The organism is Micromonospora sp. NPDC047527 (genome assembly GCF_040643015.1).
In the GTDB taxonomy this organism is placed as follows: domain Bacteria; phylum Actinomycetota; class Actinomycetes; order Mycobacteriales; family Micromonosporaceae; genus Micromonospora.
The window spans coordinates 728,320-742,263 of record NZ_JBEYTK010000001.1; the positions used below are offsets into that span (position 1 = coordinate 728,320).

Annotated in this window: 5 protein-coding genes and 1 pseudogene; all 6 read left to right on the forward strand. The window is 67.5% G+C overall.

Features of this window, described 5'->3' with window-relative positions; all coding sequences use genetic code 11:
- The 6 genes and pseudogenes from ABZ808_RS03055 (at position 1) to ABZ808_RS03080 (ending at position 13,753) form a co-directional block, all read left to right on the forward strand.
- Entirely contained in the window at positions 1 to 543 is a 543-nt protein-coding gene (locus tag ABZ808_RS03055) for a hypothetical protein (RefSeq protein WP_357000128.1), read from the forward strand.
- A gap of 321 nt (positions 544 to 864) precedes the next feature.
- On the forward strand, positions 865 to 2,718 hold the full coding sequence (locus ABZ808_RS03060; RefSeq protein ID WP_357000131.1) for an adenylyl cyclase: 1,854 nt from the start codon (positions 865 to 867) through the stop codon (positions 2,716 to 2,718).
- A gap of 189 nt (positions 2,719 to 2,907) precedes the next feature.
- A complete protein-coding gene (locus ABZ808_RS03065; RefSeq protein WP_357002708.1) occupies positions 2,908 to 5,295 on the forward strand; it encodes a discoidin domain-containing protein in 2,388 nt (795 codons plus the stop codon).
- 65 nt (positions 5,296 to 5,360) lie between these two features.
- Positions 5,361 to 5,753, forward strand: a pseudogene (locus ABZ808_RS03070) (adenylyl cyclase); the annotation flags it as partial.
- A 312-nt stretch (positions 5,754 to 6,065) separates the two neighbouring features.
- Positions 6,066 to 9,776, forward strand: a complete 3,711-nt coding sequence (locus tag ABZ808_RS03075) for an NACHT domain-containing protein (protein ID WP_357000134.1) — start codon at positions 6,066 to 6,068, stop codon at positions 9,774 to 9,776.
- Positions 9,777 to 10,141: 365 nt separating this feature from the next.
- Entirely contained in the window at positions 10,142 to 13,753 is a 3,612-nt protein-coding gene (locus ABZ808_RS03080) for a hypothetical protein (protein ID WP_357000136.1), read from the forward strand.
- Positions 13,754 to 13,944: the final 191 nt, after the last annotated feature.

The following is a 13,944-nucleotide window of genomic DNA, read 5'->3' on the forward strand; positions in this document are numbered from 1 at the left end:
GTGGAGGTCACGGCGCAGGGTGAGCGGCTGGCCGCGGACCTGGGCCGCTGGCTGGTCGACCTGACCTTCGTCGACCTGGCCACCGACGAGGTCACCGCACGGGTCATCGAGTCGGTGGAAGGCTGGGCGCAGGCGCAGGGCTGGCGGGTCTACCGGCGGGCGCCGAGCGTCCTGCCGTTGCCGCCGCCCCTGCAGGAGCGACACTCGGTTCTCGACGTGGCGTGCGCCCGCCCGGACGGGCCGCCGGTCGTCGTGGAGGTCGACCACACCGACCGGGCCCGGACGGTGCAGAAACTGCGGGCGGAGGCGGACGCCGGCCGGATCCCGATCTGGGTGCGCTGGGGCGTCGGGCGCTTCACCGCGCCGCCACCGCCGGTGCGGATGGTGACCGTCGAGGTGACCCGGCGTGCCGGACCGGCGGGGCGCGGACGCCTGCACAGCCGCACCGGCGACCGCCCCGCGCCGGCACACTCGGCCGGCGGCGGCACGGCTGCCACGCAGGCGCTGCCGATCCCGCTGACCGACCCGGATACCGGCACCTGAGACGGAACGTCGGCGCGGGACGGCACGGTCCTGAATGTCACCGGCGAACACGACCGGCGGCCCGGAGGTCGGACGGCTGGCGGGGTCGGACACCTACCCGTCGCCTCCGCCGCCGCCGCCATCGTCGTCGTCGAACCCGTTGTCGACGACGCTGACCGCAGCACGGCGCGGGTGCGCCTCCCACCCGTCCGGGCGAAGTTCCCGGCTTCGGGCATGGCGTGCGGACGCTTCACCGGGTACAAACGGGATCAGAGAGCGCTCTCACAGCCCGCCCCCAGCTGCGCCGGGAGTACGATCCGGCCAGCGGAGAGGACGAACCGCATGACAACCCCGTCCCGTCGTACCCTCCTGCTCGCCCTGCTGGTGACCGCCGCGGTCACCCTGACCAGCACCGCCGCCACCGCCGGCCGCCCGACACACGGCGCACCCGACTTCGGCCCCAACGTGACGATCTTCGACCCGGCCACGCCGGTCGGCGAGATCCAGCGAACCCTCGACGCGGCGCACGCCCGTCAGGTCGACAACGAGATGGGCACCGAGCGGCACGCCTACCTGTTCAAGCCGGGCACCTACGGCACGGCCGGGCAGCCGTTGCAGGCCAAGGTCGGCTACTACACCGAGGTGTCCGGCCTGGGCGCCTCGCCCACCGACGTCACCGTCAACGGCAAGCTGGAGGTCTACAACCGCTGCCTGGCCGACGGCGGCACCGGCAACTGCCTCGCGCTTGTCAACTTCTGGCGCACCCTGTCCAACCTTTCGCTCACCATCAACGCGGCGGGTCAGGACGACTGCCGGGCCACGGCGAACTTCTGGGCGGTGTCCCAGGCGGTGTCGATGCGCCGGCTCAACATCGGCGGCGGCGGGCTGTCGCTGATGGACTACTGCACCGCCGGCCCGCAGTACGCCAGCGGCGGCTTCATCGCCGACTCGCGGCTACCGGCCACCACCAACGGGTCCCAGCAGCAGTGGCTTACCCGCAACAGCGAGGTCGCCGGCTGGTCCAACGCCGTGTGGAACCAGGTCTTCGCCGGGGTCGAGGGCGCGCCCGACGACGCCACGTTCCCCGACCCGCCGTACACCACCCTGGACACCACGCCGTTGAGCCGGGAGAAGCCGTACCTGTACGTCGACGGCAAGGGCCGCTACAACGTGCGGGTGCCCGCGGCGCAGCGCGACAGCCGGGGCGTCTCCTGGGCCAAGGGCATGACGCCGGGGCGGACCATCCCGATCGGCGACTTCTTCGTCGCCAAGCCGTCCGACCCGGTGCGCGTCATCAACAGCCAACTCGCACGCGGCAAGCACCTGCTGCTCACCCCCGGCGTGTACGACATCGCCCGCAGCATCGAGATCCGCCGCGCCAACACGGTGGTCCTCGGCATCGGGCACGCCACGCTCACCGCGGTCAACGGCGCCGTCCCGCTCGACGTCGCCGGCGTCCCCGGCGTGATCGTCGCGGGCGTCACCATCGACGCCGGCCGCGTCGAGTCACCGGTCCTGCTGCGGGTGGGTCGGCAGCACGGGCACAACGCCAGCAGCGCGGCCAACCCGACAACGCTCTCCGACGTGTACTTCCGGGTCGGCGGCCCGCACATCGGCCGCACGAACACCGCGCTGGAGGTCAACAGCGACAACGTGCTCATCGACCACACCTGGGTGTGGCGCGGCGACCACGGCGTCGAGGGCTTCACCGAGGGCGTCAACGGTGACACCGACCGCTGGCGTACCAACACCGGTCGCTACGGCGCCGTCATCAACGGCGACCACGTGACCGCCACCGGCCTCTTCGTTGAGCACTTCCAGCGCTACAACACCATCTGGAACGGCGAGCACGGCACCACGATCCTCTACCAGAACGAGCTGCCGTACGACCCGCCGACGCAGGCCGACTGGATGAACGGCCGGGTCAAGGGGTGGGCCGGCTACAAGGTCGGCGACCGGGTACGGCACCACACCCTGTACGGCGGCGGGGTCTACGTCTTCAACCAGAACAACCCGTCGATCCGCACCGAGAACGGCTTCGAGGTGCCGAACAGGCCGGGCGTGAAGCTGCACCACATCATGACCGTCAACCTCAGCGCCGGAACGATCGACCACGTGGTCAACGGCGTCGGGGACGCGGCCGACATGACGAAGGTCGGCGCGCCGGTCTACATCGCGCAGTACCCGAGTTCGTAGCGCTTGGGTAACCAGCGCAACCGGGGGCGGAGCCGCAGTGGCTCCGCCCCCGTCGCGCGATCCGATCCTGGTCGCTTCCTTCCGACTACGTGAGCGAATATTCCATCAATCAGTCGTACTCTTGCGGGGTGGTATTCAGTGCTGCCACGATGACCGTCAATGCCTTCCGTCCCGAAGGAAGTGGTCGTCATGGCGGTCTCCCGCCGCAGGTTCGTCACGTCCGTGCTGGCGGGTTCCGCCCTCGCCGCCACCTCCACCACCGAGCTGCTCACCACCCTCGCCAGCCCCGCGTATGCCGCCAGCCCGGTAGGGGACGTGGTCGGCAAGGTGACGGTCGGCTACCAGGGCTGGTTCAGCGCTCCCGGCGACTCCGCGCCCATCGGCGGCTGGTGGCACTGGAGCCGCGACCGCTTCCAGCCGCCGTCGCCGTCCAACACCACCATCGTGTCCTGGCCGGACATGCGCGAGTACACGCGTAGCTATCCCACCGCGTACCCCAACCTCGGCAACGGCTCGCCGGCCACCCTCTTCTCCTCCTACGACCAGCAGACCGTGGACACCCACTTCCGCTGGATGCAGGAGTACGGCTGTGACACCGCCGCCCTGCAACGGTTCAACCCGACGGGCGACGAGGGGCCGACCCGCGACGCGATGACGCAGAAGGTCCGCGCGGCGGCCGAGCGCTACGGCCGCAAGTTCTACATCATGTACGACGTCACCGACTGGCTGACCATGCAGACGGACATCAAGACCGACTGGACGACGAAGATGTCCGCGCACACGGCCTCGGGCGCGTACGCCCGCCAGAACGGCAAGCCGGTCGTCTGCATCTGGGGCTTCGGCTTCAGCGAACCCAGCCGGCCCTTCGCCCCCGGGCCGTGCCTGGAGGTCGTCAACTGGTTCAAGGCACAGGGCTGCTACGTCATCGGTGGCGTGCCCACCTGGTGGCGGCAGGGCATCGAGGACTCCCGCTCCGGCTTCCTCGACGTCTACCACGCGTTCCACGCGATCTCGCCGTGGATGGTCTACCGGGCCAGGACGGTGGAGGAACTCGACTCGTACTACAACAACGTCAATGTCGGCGACATGGCCGACTGCGCGGCGCGCGGCATCGACTACCTGCCCTGCGTGATGCCCGGTGACCTGGCCGGTGGGCACCGCAAGCACGGCGACTTCTACTGGCGGCACATCTACAACATGGTCCGGCTCGGCTCCCAGGGCCTCTACGTGTCCATGTTCGACGAGTACAACGAGGGCAACCAGATCGCCAAGACGTCCGAGACCCAGGCGACCACCCCGGCCGGCGCGAACATCCGCGCCCTGGACGAGGACGGCGTGGCCTGCTCCTCGGACTACTACCTGCGCATCACCGCCGATGGCGGCCGGATGCTCAAGGAACAGCTCGCGCTCACCGCCGTACGCCCGACGCTGCCGACGCTCGGCACCCCGCCGCCGGTCAGTGGCAACCTGGCCGCCGGCCGGTTCACCTCGGCGAGCAGCCAGAACGGCCCGTTCGTGGCGTCGAACGCGGTGGACTCCGACGCCGGCACGTACTGGGAGAGCGGCAGCGGCTCGTTCCCGCACTGGTGGCAGGTCGACCTCGGCGCCAGCCACCAGGTCAACAAGCTCGTCGTGCGGCTGCCCGCCAGTTGGGGCGCGCGTACCCAGACCATCACGGTGCTGGGCAGCGTCGACGGCAGTTCCTTCTCGACCATCACCGGAGCCTCCGCGTTCGCCTTCGACCCGGCGACCGGCAACACCGTGACCCGCACGCTCACGACCACTGCGGCCCGCCACATCCGGCTGAGCGTCGCCGGCAACACCGGCTGGCCGGCGGGCCAGCTCGCCCAGGTCGAGGTGTACGCCGCCAGCGGCACCACGGACAACCCGCCGTCCGCCCCGAGCGGCCTCACCGTGACCGGCCGGACGGCGAGCAGTGTCTCCCTGGGCTGGACGGCGTCGACCGACGACAATGGCGTGACCGGCTACCAGGTGCGCCAGAGCGGCACGGTGGTCAGCACGGTCACGGGCACCACGGCGACCGTGAGTGGGCTCAACGCGTCCACCTCGTACACCTTCACCGTCACCGCGCGCGACGCCGCCGGCAACATCTCGACGGCCTCGAACGCGGTCACCGTGACCACCGACGCCCCGACCAACGCCGACCTGGCCCGGGCCCGGTCCACCAGCGAGAGCAGCCACGTCCAGAGCTACGGCTCGGGCAACGTGGTCGACGGCGATGCGAACAGCTACTGGGAGAGCGCCAACAACGCCTTCCCCCAGTGGGTGCAGGTCGACCTGGGAGCGACGCGCACGGTCGGGCGGGTGGTGCTCAAGCTGCCGCCGTCACCGGCCTGGGCCACCCGAACCCAGACCCTCGCCGTGGCGGGCAGCACCGACGGCGGCAGCTTCGGCACGCTGGTCGGCTCGGCGGCGCGCACCTTCGACCCGTCGACGGGTAACCAGGTGAGCCTCTCGTTCAGCGCCGCTCAGGCTCGCTACGTACGCGTCACCGTGACCGGTAACACCGGCTGGCCGGCCGGGCAACTGGCGGCACTGGAGGTGTACGCCAGCTGACCGGGCGTGGGGCGGCCGCCGACCGGCGGCCGCCCATCCCGTCAAGCCTCAGGCCCTAGTAGGGCTTCACCGAGGGCGTCAACGGTGACACCGACCGCTGGCGTACCAACACCGGTCGCTACGGCGCCGTCATCAACGGCGACCACGTGACCGCCACCGGCCTCTTCGTTGAGCACTTCCAGCGCTACAACACCATCTGGAACGGCGAGCACGGCACCACGATCCTCTACCAGAACGAGCTGCCGTACGACCCGCCGACGCAGGCCGACTGGATGAACGGCCGGGTCAAGGGGTGGGCCGGCTACAAGGTCGGCGACCGGGTACGGCACCACACCCTGTACGGCGGCGGGGTCTACGTCTTCAACCAGAACAACCCGTCGATCCGCACCGAGAACGGCTTCGAGGTGCCGAACAGGCCGGGCGTGAAGCTGCACCACATCATGACCGTCAACCTCAGCCCATCAGCGCTGGGGTCGGGTGCTGCGCAGGGACGCGCCGGAGGTCTACGTGCGCCGGGCGATGGTCAACACGGCGATCTCCTGGCGGCGTCGGCGGCGTCCGTTGGAGGTGCCGCTGCTGACCGTCGACACCGCGCCAACGCCGGACGCGTACGCGCAGGTGGAGGAGCGGCAGCTGGTTCTGGCCGCGCTGCGGCGGTTGCCGCCCAGGACCCAGGCCGTTCTGGTGCCAGGGCCCCGGCAAAGTCGTGACGATGTCTGACTTGTGGGGCTTGGAGTAAAAGCGCCGCTGTTGGTGGCAGCAAGACGGGCATGACCTCCTCAGAAGTGCCGCCGGAGTGGTGTTTGGAGCGGGCTGATCGCCTGTCGACTGACGCCGCAATCGTGCTGCATCATTGCGCCATGCCGACCGGAGTTGCAGGCCGGGGCCCGCTTGGGGGCGCCGAGAACGAGCTGGGTGGCGACTTCCGCGCGGACTATGCCGCCTACGTCGCCGCTCACGGTCTCCGCGGGATGAGCATCAAGGTGAGCGGGGATGAGCGAACGCATGGGTTGCCGTGTGTGATCCGGGCGGAGGTCGACGAGGCGGTGGACGACCTCGAGGTCACCTTCACCGATGGGCGGCGGGTCCTACTTCAGCTGAAGAAGTCGCTGAAGCTGACGACGGCGGGCGGTAGCCCGCTGCGCAAGGTGATCGATCAGTGGGTGGAGCAGGTCACGGCGGATCCTGGTGGTCGCGCACCGATGGTGGCGCTCGCGGCGACCGTTGATGACGAGATCGAGCATCTCGCCGGTGCCCTGGACCGTAGGCGGGATTGTCACGCCGGCCTACCTTCCCCGAGCGAACACAAGGCACTAGCCAAGCTGACCGACGCCTTGTCGCAGGTCACGCCCGAAGTTCGGGATGCAGTGCTTGCCCGCGCATCAGTCGCGACCTTTCCATGGCACGCTCGGCGCGGCGGTCCGCCGGTCGCTGCCGCTCTCTTGGACGGCAACGTGGTGGCTGCCGGGCAGGGTGAGGCCGCCGCCTCGGAGTTGGCAAAGGCTCATCGCCGATCCGCATCGCTCCGCACGGGGCTGGACCTCGATCAGTGGATTGACCGTCTCGGCCGCCCGCCGTTCGACCTAGTCAGTGATTCAGCCGCGAGCGCCTCGGCGCGCAGGGTCGCGGAGCGTGCCGCGATCGACCGGTACTACCAGCGCATCGGAGGTTCCAGCGGGATCGATTTACTCGCCTTCGGCGCGGACCTGCCGCTTATCGACGCCTCCGTCTGTTGCGATGTCCGGCCCTCCGACGGAGATAGCGACCGGGTGGATCTCGAGATCTTCTTCCGGCGCTACGGGCGGGTCCTGCTGCTCGGTGCCCCGGGATCGGGGAAATCCACGGCCTTGCGAGAGATCGTGCGGCAGGAGGCGGAACGCCGGTGGACCCTGCCCGTCCCGGTGGACCTCCGGTCCCTGCTTCGCTCCGGCGATCCGGGCAGTTCCTATTTGCCAGACCTCGTCGCCGAGCGACACCCACTGGTGCAACTCGCGGCGATCGCCGCCGAGGTGGTTGAACCGGCGGATCGTGGACTGTTGATAGAGGCAATCCACCGGGCGGCCGACGAGGGTTGGTTGCTGCTGTGTCTGGATTCGCTTGACGAGACGCGCGAACACCGGCGTGAGGTTGTCCGTTGGGTCCGTCGCCTCCTGACTGAACTGCACCCTGACTGCGATGTGCTGCTGGCGACTCGGACCAGTGCCTATGCCTCCGCGGCTGTGCTCGGCTGGCGGGAAGCGACCGTGCTGCCTCCGGTCTGGCCACGGGCGATCAGCGAACCGATCGTTCGGGCGATCGCGCGCCGCGCCGGCCGCGACGGCGAATGGGTTGAGGACCGCCTGCGGGAGATCGACGGCCGCCTACGGGAGGCGCCTTACCTGGGGGAGACGCCGCTGCTTGTCACGGCTCTAGCGCTCGAGACGGCTGGGCACGGGAAGTCGGCGAAACATGCTGGTGCGGCTGCGCTGATGGACGCGGTGATCCGGCGGGTGGCGCACGACTGGGAGCGTCGGACCGGCCGCCGGGGGGTCGGCATGCCGGCGCTGCCCTCCCACCAAATCGAGGAGGCGCTCATCGACGCCTTGGCCATAGTCGGCTGGGAGAGCGTCACGAGGGCGTCTCCACCGTCGGAGAGAAGCGTCGTCCACCTGCTTGCGCGTCGGTTCCGAACCGAACACGGCCTGGTGCCGGGGGTAGCACGCGCCCTCTCCGGCGGTTGCCTTGACTTCTGGGACGAAGCGGGCGTGCTCGTCCGGGACGACAACGGTGGAATCGATCCGCAGGCCCGCAACGTCATTGAGGTATCTGCCGCCCGTCATCTCGCCGAGTCACCCGAGCCCGTGCGCCGTGATCTGCTGCTCCAGGCCGCAGCTGATCCGTCGATGACGCAGATTCTGTCTCTAGCAGTTTCGCTCGAACCGGACCTGCTTATCCCACTTGCTGACGTGGTCGACCAAAACGACGACGTCGACCTGCTGCTAGCCCTGGCCCGCGGCATTCCCGGTGGAGAGGATGCACCGGAGCGAGCCACCGCGGCCCTCATAGCAAAGTTGGGAGGGAAAGCGGCCACACACGAGGAGCGCGCGATGGACATCGTCGAAGCAGTCGCGCGTGTTCCCTCCCCTCCAGGGTCTAGCGAGCAGATACGGACACTTGTGCGGCGAGTGGTGCCGCCCGACCACCTGCCCACGTGGGAGGCGCTGCTGGCGCACCGGTGGAACGAGCCGCAGGCGTTCTCCGCGTGCCTCTCGGTGGCGATGTCTGTACCCCCCGTCGATGACTCCGATCAGCCGTACGTCAACGAGGAAGGGGTTCTCGACCTCGGCACAACCAGTCCGCACAAGGTCGCCTTCTCTGAGGTCGTCCTTGGAGCAGCAGTCCGCCTTCCTACCGGGAAGCCTGATATCGCCAAGCGCATCGAAGAAGTCGCCTATCGCCGCTGCGCTCATACCACTTTCGAGAAAATACAAGCGGTGTTGGCCTTGCGGGGATACGTACCCAGTAAACGCGGCTCGCGGTACGACATGAAAGGCATGGGAGACTGGGTCGGACGCAGCCGTGCGGCCCGTCAATGGCTACTTCAGCAGGCGCAGGAGTTGGGAACGCCGCGCAACCTGAAGCCAGTGGAGCGGCGCCGTTTGGAAAACCTTGGGATGCTCGTCAGCGGCCTTGCCTTTATGACACTAGAGGCTGGAGCATTAGAGAGAGCCATCGCTGCGGATTCGGCTAACCTCACACGGATGATGGCATTCGTCGTCCAGTGCGGCGGTATCGACAAAGACACGCTCTCCTCGGAAGCCGCTGCGCGATTGGCGGAGCTCACGATAACGCAGGACCTTCGCATCGGGCTCGATCACGACCTGCCTTCATTCCGGCTGACACGCTGGGAAAGGGTCGACGTCTCAGCAACAATCGACTGGCTAGGCACGTTGTTCGAGACAAGCTATCTGCTCGCACGACAAGCACAGCTTGCCCTTGCGCAGGCTCCCGCCGAGCACAGGCCACAAGCGAGCCGCCATGCCGAAATTGCGGCGTCGGACACGACAGTACCCACCCGAAATCGGTTCCTTGCAGCCCACCTCGCGCTCTTCCTTAACCGAGACACGCTCGTGCGGCGGTGGCGGCACGGCGATAACCCGGTGCTACTCAGTGCCGTAATGGCGTGGGTCCGCAACGACCCGGAGCGACAGGCCATCCTCACCGAAGGACTGAAACACGGTGACGCCTTGGTCATGAGCTACGCAGCGGAGAACATCGTGGACGCCGATATTGCCAACATCGGCATCATGCAGGCCCTACAAGAAGCGTTGCGAACCGAACTTGAGGCGACCTGCCGATACTGCGGACTCGGCTACCAAGACGTTCGGCAGGGGAATTGCTCTCAATGCAAACTAGCACTCCCCAACCCGCTGTCAGCGATAAAGAAGGTGCTCGCCAGCCGTCGGGACCTAGCCGGCCCCGCCCATGGCCAGCAACGTTGACCGTCGTAAGAGTTTTGACTAATTCGGGGATGGTGCGGCGCCACTTTCGTCGGCACGCCGCTGCAAGGGCTTTATTTGGCTTGTCGCGGAGCGGGGCGCCGAGCAGAGCGCAGAATTTGCGGCTGTCCTCGGCGACCTCGTCAGTTGGTTGCTCGGCGTGCACCTGGCCGCAGTCAAGACACGCTAAAAGCTGAATCGCCCGAGAACGCGGGCGTGACAAGGGCGATAGCCTTTGTTCTGGGCTTGACGCCGGGCTCGTCCGCACCTGTCGTGCTCAGAGTTCTGTCGGTGGCCCCGACTAAGGTGGGTCGCGCTCAGCTGGCGCAGGGCGCGCGTGTAGGACCAGGCCAACATCGGGAGAATCCATGGAACCCGTCGTTTCAGGAGCCGTGCTGAAGGCCGCTGGTTTGGCGTCCGGGCCCATTGCGCGACAGGTCGGTCGAGCGACGGTCCGCTTACGTGTCGCGTGGAGTGTTGCCAGGCAGGCTCGCAAACGCGGCATCAGGTTGAAGTGGTCGGAGCTGCGACGGTGGCTAGCGCGGCCGGAGGCACAAGATCAGCTCCGAACGGGCAGCGCGAAGACGCTGTCCACCGCTGTGGAAAGCCTGGCCTTGCTGCTTCCAGGGGAGGAGCAACAACGCAGCCGCGACGCCGAGGTGGTCTTGGTGTTGGTCCTGGCCGCATTCCTGCGCGCCCAGGACCCTGCGGCCGCGACCGCAGTCGCCCATCACTGGGAGGTCGAACACCTTCGAGCGGAAGGGTCCGCGACGCGCGAGGCGGTAGCGACCACCGGCCGATCTATCCTGGACCGTCTTTCTGCTTCTGGGATGTTCATGGAGCAGGTGAGGAAGCTGCACCCGTGGCGCCGAGACCGTGCGGTGGAGTTGCGCGACTCGTGGCCGCTCATCGAGCAGGTAGTGCAGGCTATTGCATCGGCCAGCGACCGGGGTGCTCTGCTCAAGCAGTGGGCGGAGGTGCCACCAAGTTGGTACGCCGATGCTCCCGCTGACGTGGCCTGCTGGCTGGGCGAGCTGGCCGTTGATCACGGGCGGCCGATGGTGGCTGCTCGCTACATCGCCGCCGGGCTGGAAAGAGGTGCGTTCCCCGCCGGATACTGGCAGGCACGTCGCTCGATGTGTCTGTCCGAGGATAACCTGCCGGAAGCGGAACACATTCTGGAGGCCGCTGAGGCACAGCACCCGCTGGCACATTGTCTGCTGGCCACGCATCGTGAGGAGTGGCAGGAGGCTATTAAGGCGATATCGGCCTGGAACGTCGAGTCACCCAGTGATCGCGCCCTGAAACTCCAACTGTTGGCACGGTTGACGGTGAGGGTCGGGGACCTAAATGGTGGTGTGACGCTGGCGCTACAGGCCGCAGATATCGAGGGTGCAAGTGGAAGTGCTCTCCTGGCGGCGGAGTTGTTGCTATCGCGGGGTCGTTACGGGCAGACGGTCCATCGGCTGGCTGATGCCTTGCAGGCGGGGGATTTGGCCATCCGGGCGCGCAACGCCCGCCGCAAATGGCAAGGCGACAGCGTCGCCGCGATCTTGGTCGCTGTCAAGGCGGCGGCGTTGGGGGGCAACCACGTCGAAGCATGGAAACTAACTCAACCATTGCCGGATGGTGACGCAAGCGATGCCGAGGCAGCCGATCCACGGCTGCGACGGGAGGCCGCGCAGCTCGCCGCCTGGACCGGACGATTCGATCTAGCCCGCGCAGCAGCTGACGGCCTTGAAGACCCATTTACTGAAGCTGCGATTCTCGCCCTCGAGCTGACCGCCCAGCGGAGAACGGCCGAGGCGATCGCAGCCTGGGAGACTGCGTTGAGCAGAGCTAACGACGACGCGGAAATCCTCATCGCGGCCAGGAGCTTGGCCGAGCTTGGTGCGTCAGTACCCGATCTCGGTGGCCTGGAGAGGACTCATCCTGACTTGGTTCACGAGATAAGGGTCATCCAGCAGGCCATGAGCGCAGATGGGGGGAGTCTGGAGGCGCTCCGGGCCGGGGCTGGGCAAAGCCCCACCTTGACTATCGCCCTAGCTGAACGACACCGCGATCGAGACGAACCGCGGATGGCCGCCGAGGTCCTGAAAGCCGGCGGGGAGCGCTGGATGGAGCCCCGAATGATGCTGATGGCTGCCCGTGAGTTCAGAGACGCGGGTGACCTGGAGACGGCACGCCGAGCTGCGGAGTCCGCTGTGACTATGGGCGGCCCGGGATGGGCGGGACAGTTCAACGCCCGAGCCCTTCTGTTCGAAATCCATGACCAGTCCGGTGACTGGGAGCAGGCCAGCCAACAAGCGCGTGCCCTGGTGACGCTCGATCCCCACGACGCAGATGCCCGCTGGGCCTTGGTGCACTCGTTAGTCCGACGAAACGACCTCCCGGCGGCCTGGAGCGCCCTCACGCCAGACGGCGACCCAGTGCCACCCCGTGACCGTCACGACGCCTTGACCTGGATCAGTCTCGCGGCTAGGTACGACGCCAGTCCACAGTTCGTCCCGCGCGCCTTGGCGACGATGGGCAGATGGCCTGACGACGAGCAACTGGTCGGTGTCTTCATCGCCCAGATCTACGCCGGCCTGCGACGACAGAAGCTCACACCGTCGACGGTGGACCTAGCCGCGCTACACGCAGCGACTGCGGATTACACGGAGCGTTTCCCCGACAGTGCCGTGTTCAGAGCGGTGCAGATCCCTAAGGATCGCCCACTAACTGCCCTTATCCCGGATCTTCGCGCTCGGCATGAAGCTCTAGAGGACATTTTCGCGAAGGTCCATAAAGGTGAGCTGCCCGTGGGTCTGCTGGCGGAGGCGACCGGCGCCAGCTATGCCGAGGTATCCCTGCAACGTGGGGCGGGCTTTGTCCGCTCTCACAACCCCGCCCATGAGGCGCAAAGCCGAGCGGCCGTGACGGCCGCCCTAGACCACCCTGTGGTCGTGGACACCACTGCAGCCCAGACACTGGCCCTACTGGACGCCGACACTCGCTCCCGTCTCCTAGCCGTGTTCGGACAGGTCCTCGCGGCCGATCCGGCCTACCGTGATGCCTTACACGGGCACGAATCCCTGGGCTTGCGGTCCACCACGTCGATAACTTGGGATCCCGCTGCCGGCCAGCCCAGAGTCGTCACCATCGAGGAATCCGAAGCGGATGGTCTAGCCGATCAGGCCGAGCAGGTTTGCAACATCTTGCGCGACGCCGTGCGGCGGCCGTGGCCGCAGCTGAAAACCCTCGAGGAGACGCCGGGTCAATCTGATTGGCTGGCATCACTCGATATGGCGGCTACCGACGGCCTCCCGTTCTGGTGCGACGACGCGGTGCTTCGCACCCTCGCTGCACACCTCGGAGTACCCACCTTCGGCACAGTCGACTTGCTACGACACCTCGCCAACCGGGGACGCTTGCAACGCGACCTACTGCCAGTGATCGAAGCAACCCTCATCTACAACTACTACGCCGACCTCGGATTCGACCGTGCTGCGTTCGACCTTGCTGCCACGATGGACGAGTGGAGGCCACGGGGCGCGGCATTCGCCATCACCCGCGCCGCCGCATGGGTCCACCCCGCCGACGTCCTCGAATTCGCCTTCGCCGCAGTGCAGCGATGCGCCGACATAGCGCTCGACGACGTCGAGGGCTGGATTTCGGCCGCAGCCGTTGGCTTGGTCCGGTGCGCACCAAACGAGACCGCGGCAAGCATGAACCTGCGAATCCTGCTGGGGCATTGCCTGGCTAAATCCTGGATGCGTCCGGACCGATTGCCGGTTGTGCTCCGCGGGATCAGAGCCGCCATGAAAGAACGCTCCGGTACTACCGATCCGGTGGAGCCCGTGCTAGCTGATACCTATCGGCGCCTTGTCGCCCGGCATGGTCATGCCCTGGCCACACCGCTGCTGATGAGTCTAGTCCAGTTCGCTCCACAGACGGACCGGTTCACCGCAGCGCGAGTTGCTCTGACCCACCAGAATTAGACTCCAAGTTGTGGCGCCCTTGGCGTTCGACACCTGGCTGGTCGTCGCCCATCGCCACGTCCCCCCTCTTGGGACAACTGGATATGCGTGGCTGACAAACCCGACAGATCCCGTCCGACGCGCAGTCCGCTTTGGTCGCCTCGGTGCGCACCGCACGGCGGGCGACGGCTACCGCCCCGGCGGGTTTGGCG

Excerpts from the sequence above, each read along its gene's own strand:
- ABZ808_RS03060 (WP_357000131.1), top strand. The coding sequence starts at position 865 with ATGACAACCCCGTCCCGTCGTACCCTCCTGCTCGCCCTGCTGGTGACC.
- ABZ808_RS03080 (WP_357000136.1), top strand. The coding sequence starts at position 10,142 with ATGGAACCCGTCGTTTCAGGAGCCGTGCTGAAGGCCGCTGGTTTGGCG.
- ABZ808_RS03075 (WP_357000134.1), top strand. The coding sequence starts at position 6,066 with ATGACCTCCTCAGAAGTGCCGCCGGAGTGGTGTTTGGAGCGGGCTGAT.
- ABZ808_RS03065 (WP_357002708.1), top strand. The coding sequence starts at position 2,908 with ATGGCGGTCTCCCGCCGCAGGTTCGTCACGTCCGTGCTGGCGGGTTCC.